The sequence below is a fragment of the Serratia marcescens genome (assembly GCF_006715005.1).
GTDB lineage: Bacteria > Pseudomonadota > Gammaproteobacteria > Enterobacterales > Enterobacteriaceae > Serratia > Serratia montpellierensis.
Genome location: NZ_VFMJ01000001.1, coordinates 5,017,593 through 5,039,961 on the forward strand (window position 1 = coordinate 5,017,593; position 22,369 = coordinate 5,039,961).

A 22,369-nucleotide genomic window follows, 5' to 3' on the forward strand; every position below is an offset into this window, starting at 1 on the left:
TCTTTAAGGGCGCAGCGATGCGCCCTTGTCATTTACAGCGCTTCCACGTCGATGTGCAGCGCGTCGTAACGCCAATATTCCAGGTCGCAATCGATCACTCTGTCGTGCTGATCGCGATTCACCCGCGTAATGAACAACGCCGGGCTGCCGTAGGTCACCTTCAGCATGACGGCGGCCTGCTGCGGCAGCAGGGTGGGCAGCATGTCGAAACGCACCCGCCCGTAGTGAATGCCGTAGCGCGCGGCGTACAGCGCGGTCAGCGACTGGGTCAGGTCTTCGTCCAGAATGCCGGGGAAATAGGCTGGATTGAGGTAGTGCTCGCAGTACAGCACCGCGCGTCCGTCGATGTAGCGCAGCCGGCGAATGCGATAGGCCTCGGCGCCGGGGGGCAGCGCCAGGCGGCCGGCCAGCGGTGCGTCAAGCGTGACTACCGCGCTGTCGATCGCTTCGGTATGGGCGGCGCGCCCCTGTTGCTGCGCCATGGCGTGAAAATGGCTGCGCTGCAGCGGGTTGTAGATAAGACGTGGAGGCGAGATGAACCAGCCGCGCCGCACCTGACGGTAGATGACGCCCTGCGCCTCCAGCTGGCCGAGCGCCTCCTGCAAGGTAATGCGGGTGGTGGCGAACTGTTCGCTCAGGGCGCGTTCGGAGGGCAGCTTGCCGCCTACGGCAAACTCGCCCGCGGTGATGCGGGCGTTCAGCGTTTGGCAGATGGTGGCGACGGTCGTCGGTGCTTCACTCATACAGCGGGTGTCCCGTTTCAGTGCGTTTGGCCTTCCTTAAGGTAGACCAGCGTCGCGTTTTCGCCGTTGCAATGGGTGATAAAACTGTCGCTTTTTTAAGCTGACATATAATTATCACATTCGTCCGTTAGATTGGTTTGGTCCTTGCTGGACTAGTCCAGCCATCCTCACACTACCACCTGGAGCATCAGTTATGAAACGTTTGTGCGCTTCTGTGTTAACCAGTGCCATCGTGTTATCCAGCCAGATGAGCTGGGCCGCGGATACCGATCTGGCGGCGCTGGAGCAGGCCGCTAAAAAAGAAGGCGAAGTCAACAGCGTCGGCATGCCGGACAGCTGGGCCAACTGGAAAGGCACCTGGCAAGATCTGTTGAGCAAATACGGCCTGAAGCATGTCGATACCGACATGAGCTCGGCACAGGAGATCGCCAAATTCGATGCGGAAAAGAACAACGCTACGGCGGACATCGGTGACGTCGGCGCGGCCTTCGGCCCGGTGGCGGTGCAGAAGGGCGTAACGCAGCCCTACAAACCCTCTACCTGGGATCAGGTGCCGGACTGGGCGAAAGACAAAGACGGCCACTGGGCGCTGGCTTACACCGGCACCATCGCCTTTATCATCAACAAACAGCAGGTGAAAGACATCCCGCACAGCTGGGCCGATCTGCTAAAAGGCAGCTATCAGGTCACCATCGGCGACGTCGGCACCGCATCGCAGGCGGCCAGCGGCGTGCTGGCGGCGACCTACGCCATGGGCGGCAACGAGAAAAACCTCAAGCCGGGCCTGGAATTCTTCGGCAAGCTGGCCAAGGCCGGCCGCCTGAGCCTGAGTAACCCGGTGATCGCATCGCTGGAGAAAGGGGAAGTGCAGGTTGGCGTGGTATGGGACTTCAACGGTCTGAACTACCGCGATCAGATCGACAAAACCCGCTTTGAAGTGCTGATCCCGTCGGACGGCTCGATCACCTCCGGCTACACCACCATCATCAACAAATACGCCAAGCACCCGAACGCCGCCAAACTGGCGCGCGAATACATCTTCTCCGACGCCGGCCAGATCAACCTGGCGCGCGGCTATGCCCGCCCGATCCGCGCCGAACATCTGACGCTGCCGGACGACGTCAAGGCCAAGCTGCTGCCGGCCGAGCAGTACAAGAACGCGCACCCGATCGCCGATCCGGCGGCCTGGGAACAGAGCGCCAAAGCGCTGCCGCGCCTGTGGCAGGAAAACGTCATTATGTTTATGCAGCAGTGAGTTAACGCACCATGAAAACGATCCTCGTGCTGCTGGATGGTCTCAACTACCGGGTGGCGCATGACGCCATGGGGTATCTGCAGGCCGAATGTGCGGCGGGACGCGGGCGGTTGTACCTGCTGGAGAGCGAGTTGCCCTCGCTCTCCCGGCCGCTGTATGAATGCATCCTCACCGGCGTCACGCCGGTGGAGAGCGGCGTGGTGCACAACCACGTCTCGCGCCTTTCTCATCAACAAAGCGTGTTTCATTACGCGCGCGCCGCCGGGCTGACCACCGCCGCTGCCGCGTATCATTGGTTCAGCGAATTGTATAACCGCACGCCGTTCGACGCCGCGCGCGACCGCCATACCGACGCCCCCGAGCTGCCTATCCAGCACGGGCATTTTTATTACGACGACGGCTATCCCGACAGCCATCTGTTCGACGACGCCGAAAGCCTGCGTCAGCGTCATCAACCGGACTTCCTGCTGATCCACCCGATGAACATCGACGACGCCGGGCACCGCTTTGGCCTCTCTTCGCCGCAGTACCGCAACGCGGCGCGCCGCGCCGACGGTTCGCTGTCGCGTTACCTGCCCGAGTGGCTGGCCGCCGGTTATCAGGTGCTGGTTACCGCCGACCACGGCATGAACGACGACCGCAGCCACGGCGGCGTGTTGCCGGAAGAGCGCCAGGTGCCGCTGTTCGTGTTCGGCGCGGGCTTCAGCCTGGACGACGCCGATCCGCAGCAAACCGAGCTGTGCGGCACGATCTGCGATCTGTTGCAGGCGCCGCACGACAAGCCGCGCTGCCGGGCGCTGCTGGCGCAGGATGCGCGATGAACAGCAAAACCAAATGGATCGCCGCGCTGTGCCTGCTGCCGTTTATCGTGCTGTTCGGCGCGTTTCAGATCGCCCCGCTGGTGTGGATCGCCGTTCACAGCTTTTTCAGCGAGAGCAGCGGCTGGGGATGGGGCAACTATGTCGATATCCTCACGTCGCCGTTCTACCTGCAGGCCTTTCAGTTCTCGCTGGAGATCTCGCTGTGGTCGAGCGTCTACGGCTTGCTGATTGCATTAGTGGGCAGTTACTCGCTGCGCCAGCTCGGCCAGACCCGATTTCATGACTTTGTGATGTCGTTCACCAACATGACCAGCAATTTCGCCGGGGTGCCGCTGGCGTTCGCCTTCGTCATTCTGTTGGGGCTGAACGGCTGCCTGACGCTGTTGCTGCGTAAATACGGTCTGATGGAGAGCTTCAATCTCTATTCGAAGAGCGGCCTGATCGTGTTGTATACCTACTTCCAGATCCCGCTGGGCGTATTGTTGCTCTATCCGGCGTTCGATGCGCTGCGCGCCGACTGGCGCGAGTCGGCGGCGCTGCTCGGCGCCGGCCCCTGGAGCTATTGGCGGCATATCGGCCTGCCGGTGCTGGCGCCGGCGCTGATGGGCACCTTCGTCATCCTGCTGGCCAACGCGCTGGGCGCCTACGCCACGGTGTACGCGCTGACCACCGGCAATTTCAACGTGATCCCGATCCGCATCTCGGCGCTGGTGGCGGGGGACATCTCCCTCGATCCGAACCTGGCCAGCGCGCTGGCGATGCTGTTGGTGGTGATGATGGCGTTTATTACGGTGATCCACCAATGGATGCTGCGCAGGAGCTATCTCAATGCGCGCTCATAACCGAATGGAGAATGCGCATGTCGCGTGCTGAACGCCTGTATCATCGCACGGTGACCGGCCTGCTGCTGCTGATCCTGTTGCTGCCGCTGGCGGCGACGCTGATTTACGCACTGGCAACCCAATGGGGCGCCACCATTTTACCGGACGGTTTTACCCTGAAGTGGCTGACGGCGCTGTGGAGCGACCCGCGCTTTTTGCAGGCGCTGTGGCATTCGCTGCTGATCTGCTTCGGCACGCTGCTGCTGTCGGTGGTGGTGATCCTGCCGGCGATGTTTGTGATTGCTTACTACTTCCCCAAGCTGGACGCGGTGATGAACGTGCTGATTCTGCTGCCGTTCGCCGTGCCGCCGGTGGTGTCGGCGGTGGGGTTGATGCAGCTGTTCGCCGCCGATCCGCTGCCGCTGCTCGGCACCCCCTGGATTTTGGTGGGCTGCTATTTCACCATCGCGCTGCCGTTTATCTACCGCGCCATCAGCAACAACATGCAGGCGATCAACCTGCGCGATCTGATGGACGCCGCGCATCTGCTCGGCGCCAGTACCTGGCAGGCGGCGCTGTGGGTGGTGCTGCCGAACCTGCGCAAGGGCGGAATGATCGCCGTGCTGCTGTCGTTCTCGTTCCTGATCGGCGAGTTTGTGTTCGCTAACCTGCTGGTGGGCAGCCAATATGAAACGCTGCAGGTCTACCTGTTTAATATGCGCAACGGCAGCGGGCATTTCACCAGCGCGCTGGTCATCTCCTATTTCGCCGTGGTGCTGCTCGTCACCTGGCTGGCGAACCTGCTGAATAAAAACAAGGGTTAACCCGATGGCTTATCTCAACGTCACCCGTCTGAACAAACACTATGGCCAGACCCAGGTGTTTCAGGATATCGATTTCACCGCCGAAGAAGGGGAGTTCGTCACTCTGCTGGGGCCGAGCGGCTGCGGCAAATCGACGCTGCTGCGCTGCCTGGCCGGCCTGACCCCGGTCGACAGCGGGCACATTTTATTGCAGGGCCAGGATCTGGTGCCGCTGGCGCCGCAAAAGCGCGGCATCGGCATGGTGTTCCAAAGTTATGCGCTGTTCCCCAATATGACGGTGGAAGGCAACGTGGCCTTCGGCCTGAAAATGCAGAAGCTGGCGACCGGGCAGATCGGCCAGCGAGTGCAGGAGGTGCTGGCGCTGGTGGAGCTGAGCGATCTGGCGAAGCGCTATCCGCATCAGCTGTCGGGCGGCCAGTGTCAGCGCGTGGCGCTGGCGCGATCGCTGGTCACTCGCCCGCGTCTGCTGCTGCTCGACGAACCGCTGTCGGCGCTGGACGCGCGTATCCGCAAACATCTGCGCGAGCAGATCCGGCGCATTCAACGCGAGCTGAACCTGACGGCGATTTTCGTCACCCACGATCAGGAAGAGGCGTTGACCCTGTCGGATCGCATCGTGCTGATGAACAAGGGGCAGATCGTGCAGAGCGGCGACGCGGAAACCTTGTATACCCAGCCGGCGGACGCTTTCGCCGCCGGATTTATCGGCAACTATAACCTGTTGCCCGCCGAACAGGCCGCCCAATTGACCGGGCGCAGCTATGCCGGCAAGGTGGCGATCCGCCCAGAGTCCATCGGCCTGTTACCGGCCGGGCAGGGGATTGGCGGGGTGATCCTGGGCCACAGTTTGCTCGGGAATGTGGTACGCTATCGGATTCAGGTTTGCGGTGTAGAATTGCTGGTTGACGTGCTCAACCGTTCGGTGGCCGACCTGCGGCCCGACGGCGCTGAAATTGGACTACACTTGGAACCTGTTGTATTGCGGGAAGTTGCATGACTTCGCAGCGCGGCGCCGGGGCCTTTCCGCCGCCGCATTAACCCTTCTCTTCTGCGGTCTGCCGCCCGCCCGCTGTCCTGCCAGACCCACGCCCGGCAGGCGGGACCGCGCGCTGTACCCGTCATCCTTTGGCTCGCCTCTCTGCGTCGCGTGACAAGCATCGGGTATCAGCCTCCTTTGGCCGGGCGTTAATGGAGCGTATCTTCCGTGCTGACCCTTCTTCACCTGCTTTCCTCCGTGGCGCTGTTGGTGTGGGGCACCCACATCGTGCGCACCGGGATCATGCGGGTTTACGGCGCCAATCTGCGGCGCGTATTGAGCGACAGCGTTGAGAAAAAACCGCTGGCGTTCGTTTCCGGCATCGGCGTGACCGCGCTGGTGCAAAGCAGCAACGCCACGGCGCTGCTGGTGACCTCTTTCGTCGCGCAGGGGCTGGTGGGGCTGGCGCCTGCGCTGGTGATCATGCTCGGCGCCGACGTCGGCACCGCGCTGATGGCGCGCGTGCTGACCTTCGATCTTTCCTGGCTGTCGCCGTTGCTGATCCTGGTCGGCGTCTTCCTGTTCCTCAGCCGCAAGCAGATGCGGATCGGCCAGATCGGGCGCGTCCTGATCGGCCTTGGGCTGATCGTGCTGGCGTTGGAGCTGATCGTGGCTGCCGCCACGCCGATCACCCAGGCGGCCGGGGTCAAAGTGCTGTTCTCGTCGCTGACCGGCGACGTGATGCTGGACGCCCTGACCGGCGCGCTGTTCGCCATCGTCAGCTATTCCAGCCTGGCGGCGGTGTTGCTGACCGCCACCCTGACCGCGTCCGGCGTGATTTCGCTGAAGGTGGCGCTCTGCCTGGTGATCGGCGCCAACCTCGGCAGTGGCCTGCTGGCGATGATCAACGCCAGCGGGCAGAACGCCGCCGGGCGGCGCGTGGCGCTCGGCAGCCTGCTGTTCAAACTGGTGGGCTGCATCCTGGTATTGCCGTTCGTCGCCTATCTGGCGGATGTGATGGCTCAGTTGCCTGGCGGCAGCGAAGAACTGGTGATCTATTTCCACGTGTTCTACAACCTGATCCGTTGTCTGGTGATGATCCCGCTGGCCGGGCCGATGGCGACGCTGTGCGAACGGTTGATTGTCGACGTGGCAGCCGACGATCCGCGCATGCGGCCGCGCCATCTGGACGCCAGCGCGCTGGACACGCCGACGCTGGCGTTGGCCAACGCGGCGCGCGAAACGTTGCGCATGGGCGACGTGGTGGAACACATGATGATCCTGCAGCGCGAAGTGCTGCACGGCAAGCAAGGGGTGGATAAAGAGGTGCGGCGTCTGGACGATGACGTCGACGTGTTGTACACCGCCATCAAGCTCTATCTGGCGCAGATCCAGAAGGAAGATCTGGGCGAGGAGGACTCGCGCCGCTGGGCGGAAATCATCGAAATGGCGCTCAACCTGGAACAGGCGGGCGACATCATCGAACGCATGGCCGGCGACGTGGGCGCCAAGTCGCACGCCGCGCGCCGGGCCTTCTCGACGGAAGGGCTGGCGGAGCTGGACGGGCTGCACGAACGGCTGATCGGCAACCTGCGCCTGGGGCTGTCGGTGTTTCTGTCCGGCGACGTCACCAGCGCCAAGCGCCTGCGCCGTTCCAAGCACCGCTTCCGCATTCTGGATCGCCGCTACGCGCACGCGCACGTCGATCGTTTGCATCAGCAAAACGTGCAGAGCATCGAGACCAGTTCGTTGCATTTGGGATTGTTGGGGGATATGAAGCGCCTGAACTCGCTGTTCTGCGCCGTGGCCTACAACGTGTTGGATCAGGATGCCAAGGACGACGATCGCGACTGGGAAGACACCCCGAGTACGCTGTAAAAAAAATGCCCCCGGTTTTAACCGGGGGCATTGCGTAAGGGAGGCGCGTTATTTGCCGCTGAACACGCCGGCTTTGGCATCCGCCTGTTTCGTTGAGGCATGGCCGCTGACGAACGGCACGTTGCCGTCAACGCCCTGTTTCGCCGCACCGGCGGCCAAGCCGCCTACCGTGGCCGCTGCATCGACGCGGCCGCCGCCCTGATAGCGTTGGCCACTGACGTCCTGCTGGCTGACCTGGCTGCCGCCCAGCTCCACCTTGCCTTGCTGGCTGCGGATCTCGCCGCCGGTCAGTTGGGTTTGGCCGCCGACCTGCAGCGCCACGTCGTGCTTACCGGCAATCGCCGATTGCTCGCCGACCGCGTTGTTGTTCACCACGTCGGCATTGACCTTGAGCTGCCCCTGGCGACCCGCCGGCCCGGTGATGCTGTCTTTCACCGCGCCGCCGACGGTGCGTGCACCGCGATCCCACAGTGGCCCTTGCGGTTTTTCGCCGGCCGGCGTTGCCGGCAGCGTGACTTTGCCGTCGGCTTTGCTGAAGCTGACCGCGCCGGTGGTGTCCTGCTGCGGATCGAGGCGACGCGCCACGCTGTTGTACTTGTCGGTGGTGGCGTCGGCCACTTTGTTCACTCCGGCGTCCAGTTTCTCTTTCACCTTACCGGCGTAGCGCGGTGTGCCGACCTTCGACAGCTTGGAGGTGATGCTGCTGCCCGGATCGTTGCTGTGACTCAGACCGGCATCCACATCGACCTTCACCGCGTTCTCAACGTCTTTGCGGCTTTCAACGTGCAGATTGCCGCCCACCTTGCCTTGTACGCTGTCGGCATCGACACGCGCGCCGGCGAGACGGGTGTCCTTACCGCTGTTGAGCGCCACGTCGCCTGCAGTGATGCCGGTGTTGGCGTGGATGGTTTTATCCTGCTGTTCCACGCCGACCTTCAGACCGGCGCCCAGCGTATGGGTGTCTTTGCCGGTGTTCGGATCGACCTTGCCGCCGGCGTCCTTGTTGAACGTTTGGCCGCCTTTGGCGTTGGCTTTGATGCCCAGGCTCCAGTTGTCCTTGTGCTGCTCGTTCTTGGCGGACTCCAGCAGGATGCCGCCGTTTTTCGCCTCGAGCGCGGCGCTGCCGCCGCTGACCTTGGCGCCCTGCAGATGCAGCGCGTCATCGCCTTTGCCGTTGGCGGACAGGGTGACTTTGCCGTCTGAGGCGATAGTGGCGCCCTGGCGCTCGGTCGCGGACTCATTCACCTTGGCGATGTCGAAGGCGCCGCCGACGGAGAGGTTGCCGCCGGTTTTTTCCTTGCTGTCGCTGCTGCCGGCACCCAGATCGATATTGCCGGACAGTTGGCTCTCCTTACGCGTTTGGGTCGATTCCGCCGCCTGCAGCGCGACCTTATTGCCCGCGCTCAGAGTGACGTCGCCCTGGCTCTTGACGTCGGTGCCCTGCAGCGTCAGATCGCGGCCCGCCTTCAGCTCAACGCCCTGTTGGCCGTTGACGTTGCTGACCTGTGCGGTGCTGCTGCTGCTTTCGCCGTTGTTGGTGCCGCCGCCGAAGCCGGCGCCGAAGTTTTTACTGTCGGCGGTGAAGCCGCCCTTCGCCGAGGCTTTGACGTTAAAGCCGCTGTGGTTCTCACTCTGTTTGTCGCTGGCCTGATCAAAGCGGATATCGCCGCCGGCGTCGACGGTGGTTTTACCGCTGCCGCCGTTTAGCGCGGTACCCTGATAGACCGCGTCTTTTTTCACGTTGACGTTGATGCCGTTGGCCGCGTCGATCGAGCCGGTCACCGCCTGGCTGGCGCTGCTGTTGCTGCGCTGGGTGCCGCCTTCGCCCTTGGCGTCCACGGTCAGATCGCTGCCGGTGGAGGTGTAGACGCGTACGCCGGCGCTGCCGCGGGTATCGCGGTTCTGCTCTTCCTGTCGGTTTGTCGCAGCTTCGCTGCGGTGGCTGTCCGCCGTCAGCGTGACCGCGCCTTTGCTCGCCTGATATTGCGTGCCCTGATCGCGCACTTCGCCTTTGGCGTTGATGTCGATGCTGCCGGCTTTCACCGAGCTGACGACCGCCTGCGAGCTGCTGCTGCGTTTTTCGCTGCTGCCGCCCTGTGCGCCGATATCCAGGCCGACGTTAGGCGCGCCGATGCCGCCGATGTCGTTGATGACGCCGGTGGCATCCAGCTTGGCCGCCTTACCGACCGCGCGCTCGACCGGACGGGTCACTGCGCTGTAATCGACGTTGGCGCCGATGTTCACGCCGACGTCGGTTTTGGTGGTGGTGCTGCTGGCGGTGTCGGCAGCGGCCAAATGATCGACGCCGGCGGCGTTCTCTTGGTAGGCGCCGCCGACGCTGTGCTGCGCGCCTTGCTGGGTCAGCTTGTCACGGGCGTTGACAGTCAGGTTGCCTTTGACGTCGCTGCCGGAGGTGACCGCCTTGCTGCTCTGCGCCTGCGTTTTGCTGTTCTCGTAGCCGGCCTCCACGCCGCTGCCGAGCTTGTCGATGCCGCCGGTATAGTAGAAACCGCCGCCGATCTTGGTCTGCTCGGTGTTCGAGGTGGTTTTGTCGTCGGCCGCCAGGAACGAGACCTTGTTGCCGCTGACGCTGGCGTCGCCTTTGTCGGCGACCAGTTTGGAGCCGCTGAAGGTCACGTCCTTATCCGCCTCGAGCTTCACGCTGCCGCCGCTGAGGGTTGCGCCGCGGTTCTCGGTGCGGGTGGTTTGCTCGCTGTCGCGGGTGTGCTCAATGCGCAAACCGGCACGGTATTGCTTGTCGCCGGCCTCTTTGGCATAGCCGTTGACGGTGAGCGCGGTCTTCTGCTCATCGATGTGTTGCTGCTGTTCGGCGGCCTTGACGTTGATGTTGCCGGTCTGCGACGTCACGCTCAGCTCGCCGCCGCTGGCAACCTGGCTGCCGATGACGTCGGTATCCTTACGGCTGACCAGCTTCAGGTTGGTGTCGGACTTCAGCTCGCTGGCGGTGCTGCTCTGATAGCTGTTGTCGGCCTTGTGTGAGCTGCTGGTGATGTTGAACACGGTGCCGGTGCGCGCGTCGATTTTGTCCACGGTGGTGCTCAGTGCGTTGTCGATGCGCAGGCCGCCCTGCGTGGCGGTGACCTGGCCGCCTTCCTTGCCGCGCGCCTTGCTGCCGGTGATGGTGACGCCCTGCTGGCCGTTCAGGCGCAGCGTGCCGTCGCTGGTCAGTTCGGAAGCGTGGCTGACCTCGCGGCGATTGCTGTTGTTTTTGTTGTCGCCGCCGCCGATGCCGCCCCAGGAGGTTTTGTCATCGCGCACCGCTTTGGCGTTGGCGGTTTTCTGCACCCCGACCTGGATTTGGTTATCTGCGTCGATCGTCAGATCGCGCTGGGCGTGGACCTTGGCGCCCTGGGTAGAGACATTGCGGCCGGCTTTCAACGTCAGTTCGCCCTGGCTACGCAGTTCGCTGGCCTTCAGGCTTTCGCTTTCGTCGCTGCTGCTCCAGCTACCGGTGCGCAGGCTGGAAGTGTGATTGCGCTGGTAGCCGCGTTCGGTGGACTTATCCTTCTCCACCAGCCCGGCGAGGTGCACATCGCGCGCCGCTTTGACGCTCAGCGCCCGATCGGCGCTGACGTTGGCACCCAGCAGTTTCACATCTTCCTGGGTGCTGATGAGTTTGGCGTTGCCGCTGGCGGCGACGGTGCTGCCCGCCTGTTGTTGTTGCTCATGCTCGCGGGTGACGTCGTATTGCCAGGAATAGAACCAGCGGTCGTCGGTGTGACCCTGAGTCTGCTTCAACTGCTGACCGTCGAGCGTCAGCTTGCCGCCCTGGAGGGTGATGTCTTCGCCGCGAATATCGGTGGCGGTGAGGTGCGCGTGGTTATCCGCCACCAGACTGATGTTTTTGCCTTTCAGCTCGGTGCGGGTCAGCTTCTGGCTGCTGCTGCGATCGTTGACATAGATGCCGCCACGGTAGTTCTGGTAGTTGTCGCCGCCGTTGCGGTTGCTGCTGGCATCCTCAACGCGGCTTTCGCTGCGAATATCGTAGGCCTTCACCTTGAGCTCGTCGCCGGCGGCCAGCGTGCCGGCCAGCTTAACGCCGCTGCCCTGCGCGGTGTTGATGATGTTGATGCGCCCGGCCTGCATGCTGCCGAGGTAGTAGCTGTCCAGCGCGGTCGTCGGTTGTTCGCTGGCCAGCACCTTGCCGTCGCGCGCCACGCGGTTAAGGCCGCTGATGGCGTTGATCGCCGCCGGCGTCACGCTGCCGTTGCGGTGGGTAAAGTCTTGTACGATCACGTCACCACGGCTGTCGATCTTCGGTGCGATCAGATCCAGCACGCCGCTGGCGTTCAGTGTGCCGCTGAGGCTCAGGGTATTGCGGTTGCCCAGGGTGCTGTAGCCCTGCAGCAGGCCGTTCTCCACCAGCGGGTTGCCGACCACCAGCGAGGAGCGGCTGGTGTTGATGAACCCGCAGCCCTGGCAGCTGATGCCGTTCGGGTTGGCGAGCACGTAGTCGGCCGCCATGCCGAAGATCTCTTGCTGGCCGTGCAGCAGAGAAGGGTTACGGCCGATCACTTCGTTGAGGATCACGTTGGCTTCACGTCCGCCCAGATTGGGGTTGGCGCCCAGCTGGCCCGCCAGCTGCGACAGTCCCGCCTCGCGGGAGTTGTTCAGCACCGCGCCGGGCTGGTTGACGTTGAAGTCCTGATATTGGTTGTGCGACAGCCCGTTACCGTTCGGCGCGACGATGTCGACCACCTGGGCACCGGTCGCGGCGGTGGAAACGCCGGGGCCGTTGGCGCCATTGGCTGCCACAATCTCTCCGGCGTAGGCGCCGGCGGAAGCGGCGAGAATTATCGCCAGCGCGGCGGCCAGTTTGCCCGCTGCTGAAAGCCTGAAGTTATTATTTTTCATCCATGTATCTCCGTATATTGCCGTGGGGTCCTGCAAAACTGCTGATTAAAAGGTGTAAGAAAAGCGCGCCAGTACCTGAACGGGATCCTCGGGTGTGGCGTGGTCCGACAAAATCCAGCCGCGGCTGACCTCCAGATCGACCAACGCCTGCCGGTAGCGTAACGTGGCGCCGCTGCTCAGCCCGGCGCTGCTGCGCCAGCCCGAGTTGTCCTGGCGCGGCAGAATGCGGCCGACGTCGGCGCCGAGGCGCGGCGTCAGCGTGGTGGCGCCCAGATTGAAGCTGCGCGACAGCGTGTTCTGCAGATACCAGCCGTTGTCGCCGGACTGGGTGCTGCGGCTAAAGCCGCGTACGGCGCTGCGATCGGTAAGGCTCAGCCATTCCACGCCGGGCAGCGGGTCGCGGCTGTACTGGCCATAGAACAGGTTATTGAGCTGATAGGTCGCATCGCCCAGGTGAAGGCGCTGGCTGAGGTTGGCGAACAGCTTGCCCTTGGTGAACTGGCTGTCGAGGTGCACCGAGCTCGGGTGGCGATCGGCGCCCAGCCACGGCAGACCCTGTTCGACGCTGAGGTTGGCGCTGAACACCCCGTTGGGCAGAATCTGCAGGTGGCTGGCGCTCAGCTCGGCCAGGGTCAGCGTGGGGCTGCTGACCTCGAGGCGCACGCTTTCGAAGTAGTTGTCGATGCGCTTGTAGGTCAACTGGCCGCTCAGGCTGTCTATCTGATCGTGATCGCGATAAAACACATAGTCGCTGCGCAGCCCGTACTGTTGGGTCTGGCCGTGCAGTTTGACCACGTTGTGCGGCAGCTGCTGGTGGTTCTCATAGGACGAGAAGCTGGCGAACCCGCTGAAGGTGAACGCGCCGTACGGCAGCGAATAGAGCAGGGTATAGGCGCGATTATAGCGGTGGGCCGGGTTTTCCAGCGTGCTGTTGGCGTTCAGGCTGACGAAGTCCGACAGGCCGAACGGGCTGTCCAGCGTGGCGGTGGCGCGCGCCAGCCACTGGCCGGTGCTTTTTTGGCCGTAATTATCCGTGCCGGTGGTAATTAGCCAGGGCTTGGCATGCTGATTGCGCAAACGAATGACCGAACCGCCAACCTGGCGACCGGGCAGTATATCCAGCTTGGTGGTATTCGATTGCAAACGGTTGGCCTGATCCAATCCTTGGTCGAGTTCGGTTAATTTCAACGGCTTGCCTTCCAGACCCGGAAATAATAAACGGCTGTTGACCCAGCGATCGCCGCCTTCTATTTTCTCGATAAATCCTTCGGTGACGCTTAACCCCAATTCTCCCTGTGAATTAGGGCGAACAATTTGCACGCGCGCGGTGATATAGCCTTTTTGTACATACAGGCGCGTTAATTCACGGGTCAGGCGATTGATATCGTTGCTGCTGATGCACTGTTCCGGCAGCGCGCTCAGGGCGGATAAATCGCCCGGCGAGAGCAGGGTAACGCCCTGCAGATAAACGCCGGCGATCGGCAGGCACTGCGCGGACTGCGGCAGGGCGGGCGCGGCCGGTTCCGGCTCCGCCAGCAAGCGTTGCTGCTTCAGCTGCTGGTAGCGGCGTTGCTCAATCAACTGGTTGACTTCACGCGTGCTGTCTTGCAGCGCGCGGCGCGACTCCCCCATCGACATATCCCGCATCATGTGGGAATCCGGCAGGGTTTCGGCGGAAAGGGCCGTGCTGACCAACAGCGTCAAGGCGGTGATTTTTTTTATCATTGTAATCCATTATGAGAGGCCGCCGGGGCAGCCAGCCCAATCCATGAGGTTAACCACGGGCGGCCGACGGCCGGCCCGAAATAATGAGCGACATGCACATTGCGAGGTATCTTGATTTGCCGCAGCAAATAAGACGGTGGGTATATATCTAAATAATAATTAGGCTGCTTCTTTTATGGCGGGCAACCCTGGCGACTTAATTAATTAAAAAAAGTAGAACGTCTCTTTCTCTTGCCAACATTATCGGCATGGATAGGAAGAATCTGAATTTTTATTTTTCACGGATGATAGGGGATGAGAGGAATTATGACAATCCGACCAGTGGGAAATACGAAATTTCGCAGAGAAGAACGGGACGCAATTGTTTGCGTCCCGACAGGCGGTTTATTTTTTCTTGATGGGACGACCGGACCAATAACCCGCCAGCAGCGAACCGGAGAGGTTGTGCCAGACCGAGAACAGCGCACCCGGCAGGGCGGCCAGCGGCGAGAAGTAGATTTTACCCAGCGTGGCAGCCAGCCCGGAGTTCTGCATGCCGACTTCGATCGCCAGCGTGCGGCAGGTGGATTCGTCAAAGCTGAACAGCTTGCCGCCCCAGTAGCCGCTGAGCAAACCGATGCCGTTGTGCAGGATCACCGCGACGATCACCACCAAACCGACCGAGGCGATGTGGCTTTGGCTGCCCGCGACCACTGCGCTGATGATCGCCAGGATACACACCATCGACAGCGCCGGCAGCAGCGGCTCAATGCGTTTCACCGCCTTGGTCAGGGTGTGGTGGACGATCAGGCCAAGGCCGATCGGGATCACCACGATCTGCAGAATGCTCAGCAGCATGCCCATGATATCGACGCTGATCTTGGCATCGACATACAGGCGGGTCAGCAGCGGCGTAGCGAACACCCCCACCAGCGTCGAGACCGCCGAGATGGTCACCGACAGCGCCACGTCACCCTTGGCCAGGTAGATCATCACGTTGGACGCGGTACCGCTGGCCACGCTGCCCACCAGCACCATGCCGGCGGACAGATCCGGCGGCATGCGGAACAGCATCGCCAGGATCCAGGCCGCCAGCGGCATGATCAGATAGTGCAGGAAGATGCCGGCCGCCACCGGGCCGGGGCGCGCCAGCACGCGTTTGAAGTCGTCCAGCCGCAGCGTGACGCCCATGGCGAACATGATCAGCATCAGCAGCGGGCTGACGTAGGGGCCGATGCCGGTAAAGGTGGTCGGCGTGTAATAGGCGGTGACGGACAGCAGTATCGCCCACAGGGGGAATAAGCGCGTGAAGAGTGCCAACATGCAGGTTTTCCTTAGCCAGAGTGAGAACGGTGGGTGGGGTTGTGTTTTTTGCGGGTTCAACATGCTGAACCCCTGCCGGTTTTAAACGGATTTTTTAGATGCAGGGGCGCAACGTGCTGCGCCCGCAATCAGGATGACTTATTCGAACAGGTTGTGGTGCAGGGTACGCACTACCTGTTCGGCTTCTTCGCCCGGCACCAGGAAGCACAGGTTATAGCTGCTGGCACCGTAGCAGATCAGGCGGATATTGAACGGATCGAGCACGCCGAACACCTCTTTGCCCACGCCGCAGGCGCGCGACAGCTGGTTGCCGATGATCGCCACCAGCGCCAGGTCTTCTTCCACTTCCACCCGGCACAGCGACGACAGCTCGGTCAGCAGCGAGGTGGTCAGCAGGCTGCCACCGACGGAGGTGGCACCGGTGGTGTCCATGGTCAGCGCAATGCTGACCTCCGAGGTGGTGATCAGATCGACGGAGATGTTGTGGCGCGCCAGAATATTGAACACCTCGGCCAGGAAACCGCGCGCGTGCAGCATGTTCAGGCTGTGCAGCGTCAGCAGCGTTTGCTTGCGGCGCAGCGCCAGCGCGCGGAACAGCGGCGGATTCTCGGTGGTGTTGCACACCAGCGTGCCGCCGGCCGCCGGATCCTTGCTGGAACCGACGAACACCGGAATGTCGCTGCGCACCGCCGGCAGCAGGGTGGCGGGGTGCAGGACTTTGGCGCCGAAGGTGGCCATTTCCGCTGCCTCTTCGAAACCGATTTTGTCGATGCGCTTGGCCGCGGGCACCACGCGCGGATCGGTGGTGTAAATGCCTGGCACGTCGGTCCAGATATCCACCCGGCCAACGCCGAGCGCCTCGCCGAGCAGCGCGGCGGTATAGTCGCTCCCACCGCGGCCGAGCGTGGTAGTGCGGCCTTTCGGCTCGCTGCCGATAAAGCCTTGGGTGACCACCAGCGCTTCCTGCAGGCGCGGCTGCAACTGCGCCCGGGCCAGTTCGCTGAGCGCGGCGCTGTCCGGCACGGCGCGGCCAAAGTGATCGTCGGTGCGCATCACTTTACGCACGTCGAACCATTCGGCCTGCACGTTGCGGGCGCGCAGGATCTCCACGAACAGCAGGGTGGACATCAGCTCCCCATGGCTGACCAGCTCGTCGGTCAACGCCGTCGAGGTGGCCAGCGACGCGGCCTCTGACAGCATGGCGATGTTTTCCAGCAGCCGGTCTATCTCGTCGCGGATCACCGCAGGCGCCGTGAGGCGATCGAGGATGGCGTACTGGATGCGACGAATTTCATCAAGCTGGTAGCTGCGCTTGTCGGCCTCGCAACCTTCGGCCAGGGCGACCAGCAGGTTGGTGACGCCCGCCGAGGCGGACAACACCACCAGGCGGACCTGCGGGTTGGCCAGCACGACGTCGGCGCTGCGGTTCATGGCTTCAAAGTCGGCGACGCTGGTGCCGCCGAACTTGGCTACCACGGTGGAATTCTGGGGTACTGCTTGGTTCATGTAGAAACCTCGTGTCAGGGATGCCCGTTTGGGGGCACTGTAATTCCATAGCCTTGGCACAAGGGGAGAGCGGTAAACAGGGGGCAGGCGTAGAGGTCAGGCTACGATACACCCAGAAGCGCCCCACCTTGTCGATCGCCCTGTGGGCGATCCCCTGGTGACAACCCAGGGGATTCAGCCCCTGTAGTCGATACGATAATGGCCGGCCATTATCGTACCTCGGCGTCGCTCCCCCTCGGGTGCCGTCAACGGAGAAACGGCTCCTCTGACACTCTACCTGGGCGACGCGCCTCTTCTGGCTTGCGCACCGGGTGCGCAAGTAGGCTGTTAGGAATAGCCGGTTATCGCCATTCTGTCAACGTACAGACGGTGAGGGATTTTCATCTTGTACCAGCGCGATAAGCGTACAGGGCATCGCGGGCGTGGAACCGGCGCCAATCGGTTGCAGAGAACCGTCTTCCTTTTGGCTGAATAGCGGGATAACGCCCTGATGTTTCTCCAAATACTCCAGCCAACCGAAATTTTCGTTCAATTTGGTCGCTTTGATGGTGGCCCCCCTGGCAAGCAGGCTGCTCAGGCGGCCGTAGGTGGCTTCCTGATTAAATAAAATTTCATGCCGGCGGAAACGCGAACTTTCCGCGCTGGCGCCGCGCCCTTTCAACGGCGCTCCCGAGCGGATGGCAAACACGTGATCCTCGCCGAAGAGATGGCCGAAGTGGTAGACCGCCAGCGCGTTCTGGTGGCGGTTGGGCGACAGCGCCAACACCTGAGCGATATTGCTCAGGTCGAGGTAGTTCTCGGCGTGTTCGGAATAGGCATGGCCATAGTAGGCCGGAATGCCGTCCATGCGCGCCTGACGGTAGTATTCCCAGCTGCTGTCAGTGACGATCACCGGCACGTTCAGCTTGATCAGCGCCTGCGCCAGCATGCGCGCCACGCTGTTGGCGCCGACGATCAGCACGCCGCGCGGTTTCTGCTGCTGCACCCGCAGCCAGCGGGCCATCATACCGCTGGTCAGGCTTTGCAGCACCACGGTGCCGATGATGATGGCGAACACCACGGTGACCAGCCGGTCGGCGCCCTGATAGCCGCTGCGCTGCAGCGTCAGCGCGAACAGCGAGCTGACCGCCGCGGCGACGATGCCGCGCGGGGCGATCCAGCACAGTAGCAGCCGATCGCGCCAGTGCAGGGAAGAGCGCCAGGTCGACACCGCGATGCACAGCGGCCGGGCGATGAACTGCACCGCCAGCAGCAGCAGGAGCAGCGGCCAGCCCATGTTCCACAGTGCCTGGATGTCGAGCCGCGCCGCCAGAATGATGAACAGCGCCGAGATCAGGATCGCCGACAGCTCCTCTTTGAACGCCAGAATATCGCTGGTATCGACGTCGCGCATGTTGGCCAGCCAGATGCCCATCACCGTGACGGTTAGCAGGCCGGATTCGTCGGCGATGGCGTTGGAAACGCCGAAGGCGGCCAGCATGATCGCCAGCACCGCCAGGTTCTGCAGGTAGCGCGGCAGCCAGACGCGGCGCAGCGCCAGGCCGAGCAGGTAGCCGAACAGCGCGCCGGCGATCAGGCCGACGGCGGCGGTCACGCCCAGCGTCCAAAACAGATGGGTATAGGACTCCGCATTCTGTTTCAGCACGATGAATTCGAACACCAGCAGGGTGAAGATGGCGCCGACCGGATCGATGACGATCCCTTCCCAACGCAGCACCTGGTTAATGTTGGCGTTCGGCCGCACCACGCGCATCAGCGGGGCGATCACCGTCGGTCCGGTCACCACCGTCACCGCGCCGATCAGCGCCGCCAGCTCCGGCGGGAAATCCAGCAGCCACCAGCTGGCGAGGCTGATGACCAAAAAGGTGACCAGCATGCCGACGGTGACCAGATTGCGCACCACGCCGCCGAGGCCGCGTATCTCCTCGAAACGCAGCGTCAGCGCCCCCTCGAACAGGATGATCGCCACCGACAGCGACACCAGCGGAAACAGCAGATCGCCGAACAGCAGATCCGGCTGCACCAGATGCACCGTTGGGCCGAGCACGATGCCGAACAGCAACAGCGGCAAAATGGCCGGCAGGCGCAGCAGCCAGGCCAGCCACTGCGCCAGCAGCGACGCCAGGCCGATAAGCACCAACATGAGCGGGGCGGATAATTCCATAAGCGAGATCCCTTTCAAATGACGAAATGAGCGACGATGACACAGCCTGATGACAATTCGGCAACCCCGATAACAGGCCGTTAGCCAAAAGTATAGAGTGAAAGCTGAAACGAGGCGGCAATGCGTTGACAGTTAGCGCCTATCGCAAGAAAAGAGATCATAATCACAGTCGAACAGGCTACAATCGGACAAACGCGTCATTTTTATTCTCAAGCCTAAGAGTGTTGCTATGAAAAATATCAATCCTAGTCAAACCGCTGCTTGGCAAGCCCTGCAGCAACATTATGCACAGATGAAAGACGTACGGATCGCCGACCTGTTCGCCCAGGACAGCGATCGTTTCTCCCGGTTCTCCGCGACCTTCAACGACCAAATGTTGGTGGACTATTCCAAGAACCGTATCACGCAGGAAACCCTGGAGAAGCTGCAGGCGCTGGCGAAAGAAACCGATCTGCAAGGCGCCATCAAATCGATGTTCGCCGGTGAGAAGATCAACCGTACTGAAGATCGCGCGGTGCTGCACATTGCCCTGCGCAACCGCAGCAACAGCCCGATCCTGGTCGACGGCAAAGACGTGATGCCGGAAGTGAACGCGGTGCTGGCCAAGATCAAACAGTTCTGCGCGCGCGTCATCGGCGGCGAGTGGAAAGGCTACACCGGCAAGCCGATCACCGACGTGGTGAACATCGGCATCGGCGGCTCGGATCTCGGCCCTTACATGGTGACCGAAGCGCTGCGCCCGTATAAAAACCACCTGAACATGCACTTCGTCTCCAACGTTGACGGCACCCATATCGCCGAAACGCTGCAGCCGCTGAACCCGGAAACCACGCTGTTCCTGGTGGCCTCCAAAACCTTCACCACTCAGGAAACCATGACCAACGCCCACAGCGCGCGCGACTGGTTCCTGAGCAGCGCCGCCGATCAACAGCATGTGGCCAAGCACTTCGCCGCGCTGTCCACCAACGGCAAAGCGGTGGCCGAGTTCGGCATCGATACCGACAACATGTTCGAGTTCTGGGACTGGGTAGGGGGTCGTTACTCCCTGTGGTCGGCGATCGGTCTGTCGATCGCGCTGTCCATCGGTTATGACAACTTCGAGCAGCTGCTGAGCGGCGCGCACGCCATGGATAAGCACTTCGCCGAAACGCCGGCGGAGAAAAACCTGCCGGTGCTGCTGGCGCTGATCGGTATCTGGTACAACAACTTCTTCGGCGCCGAAACCGAAGCCATTCTGCCGTACGATCAGTACATGCACCGTTTTGCCGCTTACTTCCAGCAGGGCAACATGGAATCCAACGGCAAGTACGTCGACCGCAACGGCAATCCGGTGGATTACCAGACCGGCCCGATCATCTGGGGCGAGCCGGGCACCAACGGCCAGCATGCGTTCTACCAGCTGATCCACCAGGGCACCAAGCTGGTGCCGTGCGACTTCATCGCACCGGCCATCAGCCATAACCCGCTGGGCGATCATCACGCCAAATTGCTGTCCAACTTCTTCGCCCAGACCGAAGCGCTGGCGTTCGGCAAGTCGCTGGAAGTGGTGGAGGCCGAGTTCGCGGCGCAGGGTAAAACCCCTGAGCAGGTCAAGCACGTGGCGCCGTTCAAAGTGTTTGAAGGCAACCGTCCGACCAACTCGATCCTGCTGCGCGAAATCACCCCGTTCAGCCTGGGCAGCCTGATTGCGCTGTACGAGCACAAAATCTTCACCCAGGGCGCGATCCTGAACATCTTCACCTTCGATCAGTGGGGCGTGGAGCTGGGCAAACAGCTGGCTAACCGCATCCTGCCTGAGCTGGCGGGCAGCGAGAAAATCAGCAGCCACGACAGCTCGACCAATGCGCTGATCAACCGCTTCAAGGAATGGCGCTAATCGCCTGAGCTGAAGCCAATAAAAAAACCCGCCGCGGCGGGTTTTTTTACGTCGGCAAAAAATTACAGGTTGATCGGCACTTCGAAGCTGACGCCCGCGCCGACGTCATCGGCGGTGCTGTGATCGTTGTCAGTGTACCACAGGCTGGTGTCGAATTTAACCTGAGACGGGAAGGTGTAACCCCAGCCGACCTGAATGCCCTTCAGCGTATCGGATTTCGGGAACGCCTGGTTGATGCTTTGGCTCAGCGGGTTCACCTTGGCGTAAACCAAGCGGGTGCTCCAACGCTGGCTGTCGTCCAGCACCAGCTCTACGCGGCCGGACAGCATCTGGCCGTCGCCGCCCATCGCATGGCCCAGCGGGTAACCCTGCTGGTAGTAGCCGCCTTTGTAGGTATAGTGTGTGTACACATAGTTTTTGCGGCTCATATCCGAACGGGTGTCTGACCCTTCGATATACCAGTTAATGGTCGTCGGGCCCCATTCCGGGTGGCCTTCCAGTCCGAGCAGATAGGTGTTTTGCGATGGCAGATAGCCCGCTTCATCTTCACCCACCAATTGACCATACAGGCTAACTGGCAGGCCGATCAGCGGCTGCATTTTCAGTTTGAAATCGAAACCGGCGAGCTGGTTGCCCGGATCGTTGCCTTTACCTGAATCATCGTTATCTTTACCGGTGAAACCGTCCCAGAACGAGCTCCACGACTGCGGTCGGCCCTCGCCACCCCACATCATGATGCGTGAAGCGCCCAGCTCCAGGAAGTCGGTCGGCATCATGGTGAAACGGCCACCGATCAGTTTGGTGTGCGGTACTGAACTGTACTGCGACAGTTGGCCGGCGCTCAGCTGGTATTGCCAGCGGCCGATCCACGACAGCCACGGGGTTTCAAACGGCGATTGGTCGGCGCGCTGCAGCATAAAGCCCGCCACCGGGCGTGCGGCGTCGGAGCGGATCAGGCTGCCGTCGTAGCCAGGGCCCCACCACTGGGAAACTTCGCCGAAGGAGAGCCACTGGTTCCAGATTTTCACCGCACCGTAGGAGCCGTTCATATTGAATTTGGAGCCGTCGCTGACGCGCTGATCGCCTTCCACCGAGCCCTGCAGACGCACGTCCCAGAACTCGCCGTTGGCGCCAGCGCCGATGGTCAGGCGATCGTCGGCGTACTCATTTTGGCCGAAGCCCTGCGGGGTGCCGGGTTTATCCGTCGAGGCGTAACCGCTGACGCGGATGTTGGCTTTCAAGGCATCGACACGGCGCTGCACGCGGTCGATGACGTTTTTCTCGGTATTGGTGACCGGCTTGGCCTGCGCGATAACGGAGCTGATCTCTTCCTGGCTCAGCGGCCAAGTGGACAGGCTGACGTTGATGACGCCGCGGTCAGACAACCAGGCGAGATCGTTACGCAGATCGTTGTCAGGAGTTACCAGGCCGGCGGCGTGGCCGGACAATGCACAGGTAAACAGGCCCGCAGCGACCAGTCCGTTAAGTTTAGCGCGCATAAAGAATTCCCTTGTTAATTCGAGGTTATTAGTTTTATGTAAAGATCTCTGTGACCCATGATAGTTGACATTTCGATTTGCTACAAATCTATAAGCCAGAAACA

Annotated in this window: 14 protein-coding genes and 1 riboswitch; of the genes, 7 read left to right on the forward strand and 7 right to left on the reverse strand. The window is 62.0% G+C overall.

The features are described from left to right. Nucleotides 1–32 precede the first annotated feature (32 nt). Nucleotides 33–743, reverse strand: a complete 711-nt coding sequence (locus FHU12_RS24310; RefSeq protein WP_141972254.1) for a UTRA domain-containing protein — start codon at nt 741–743, stop codon at nt 33–35. Between the two features lie 193 nt (nt 744–936). On the opposite strand from FHU12_RS24310, the gene FHU12_RS24315 reads away from it, so the two are divergent. From FHU12_RS24315 to FHU12_RS24340, 6 genes are all read left to right on the forward strand, one after another. Further along, nucleotides 937–1,998 carry an ABC transporter substrate-binding protein gene (locus FHU12_RS24315; RefSeq protein ID WP_004936660.1) on the forward strand — a complete coding sequence of 354 codons (1,062 nt, stop codon included), beginning with the start codon at nt 937–939 and terminating at the stop codon, nt 1,996–1,998. Between the two features lie 11 nt (nt 1,999–2,009). Further along, the gene (locus FHU12_RS24320; protein ID WP_016930299.1) at nt 2,010–2,819 is read left to right on the forward strand and encodes an alkaline phosphatase family protein; all 810 of its coding nucleotides are present in this window, start codon (nt 2,010–2,012) and stop codon (nt 2,817–2,819) included. Then, complete coding sequence (locus FHU12_RS24325; RefSeq protein ID WP_141972256.1) at nt 2,816–3,661, forward strand: ABC transporter permease; 846 nt, start codon at nt 2,816–2,818, stop codon at nt 3,659–3,661. Before FHU12_RS24320 ends, FHU12_RS24325 begins: the two co-directional genes overlap by 4 nt. Nucleotides 3,662–3,678: 17 nt before the next feature. Continuing rightward, entirely contained in the window at nt 3,679–4,464 is a 786-nt protein-coding gene (locus tag FHU12_RS24330; protein WP_063988515.1) for an ABC transporter permease, read from the forward strand. Between the two features lie 4 nt (nt 4,465–4,468). Then, complete coding sequence (locus FHU12_RS24335; RefSeq protein ID WP_141972258.1) at nt 4,469–5,461, forward strand: ABC transporter ATP-binding protein; 993 nt, start codon at nt 4,469–4,471, stop codon at nt 5,459–5,461. A gap of 207 nt (nt 5,462–5,668) precedes the next feature. Then, the gene (locus FHU12_RS24340; RefSeq protein WP_141972260.1) at nt 5,669–7,318 is read left to right on the forward strand and encodes a Na/Pi cotransporter family protein; all 1,650 of its coding nucleotides are present in this window, start codon (nt 5,669–5,671) and stop codon (nt 7,316–7,318) included. A gap of 48 nt (nt 7,319–7,366) precedes the next feature. Here FHU12_RS24340 and FHU12_RS24345 read toward each other — a convergent pair whose 3' ends face one another. The 5 genes from FHU12_RS24345 to FHU12_RS24365 all read right to left on the reverse strand — a co-directional run bounded on the left by FHU12_RS24345 (nt 7,367) and on the right by FHU12_RS24365 (nt 18,890). Next, nucleotides 7,367–12,193, reverse strand: coding sequence for a hemagglutinin repeat-containing protein (locus FHU12_RS24345; RefSeq protein WP_141972262.1), 4,827 nt, complete (start codon nt 12,191–12,193; stop codon nt 7,367–7,369). Nucleotides 12,194–12,238: 45 nt separating this feature from the next. Continuing rightward, entirely contained in the window at nt 12,239–13,918 is a 1,680-nt protein-coding gene (locus tag FHU12_RS24350) for a ShlB/FhaC/HecB family hemolysin secretion/activation protein (RefSeq protein ID WP_141972265.1), read from the reverse strand. 384 nt (nt 13,919–14,302) lie between these two features. Beyond that, nucleotides 14,303–15,220: a ketopantoate/pantoate/pantothenate transporter PanS gene (gene panS / locus FHU12_RS24355; protein WP_141972266.1), complete on the reverse strand. Its 918-nt coding sequence runs from the start codon at nt 15,218–15,220 to the stop codon at nt 14,303–14,305. A gap of 138 nt (nt 15,221–15,358) precedes the next feature. Continuing rightward, entirely contained in the window at nt 15,359–16,726 is a 1,368-nt protein-coding gene (gene lysC / locus FHU12_RS24360) for a lysine-sensitive aspartokinase 3 (protein ID WP_141972268.1), read from the reverse strand. A 108-nt stretch (nt 16,727–16,834) separates the two neighbouring features. Then, a riboswitch (Lysine riboswitch) is annotated at nt 16,835–17,029 on the reverse strand. A gap of 52 nt (nt 17,030–17,081) precedes the next feature. Further along, a complete protein-coding gene (locus tag FHU12_RS24365) occupies nt 17,082–18,890 on the reverse strand; it encodes a cation:proton antiporter (protein WP_060425143.1) in 1,809 nt (602 codons plus the stop codon). A 229-nt stretch (nt 18,891–19,119) separates the two neighbouring features. Between FHU12_RS24365 and pgi the strand changes: the two genes are divergently transcribed. Continuing rightward, nucleotides 19,120–20,766 (forward strand): glucose-6-phosphate isomerase, encoded by a 1,647-nt coding sequence (gene pgi / locus FHU12_RS24370; protein ID WP_033639258.1) that lies wholly within the window; start codon nt 19,120–19,122, stop codon nt 20,764–20,766. A gap of 62 nt (nt 20,767–20,828) precedes the next feature. Here pgi and FHU12_RS24375 read toward each other — a convergent pair whose 3' ends face one another. Then, nucleotides 20,829–22,265, reverse strand: a complete 1,437-nt coding sequence (locus tag FHU12_RS24375) for a capsule assembly Wzi family protein (RefSeq protein ID WP_141972270.1) — start codon at nt 22,263–22,265, stop codon at nt 20,829–20,831. Nucleotides 22,266–22,369: the final 104 nt, after the last annotated feature.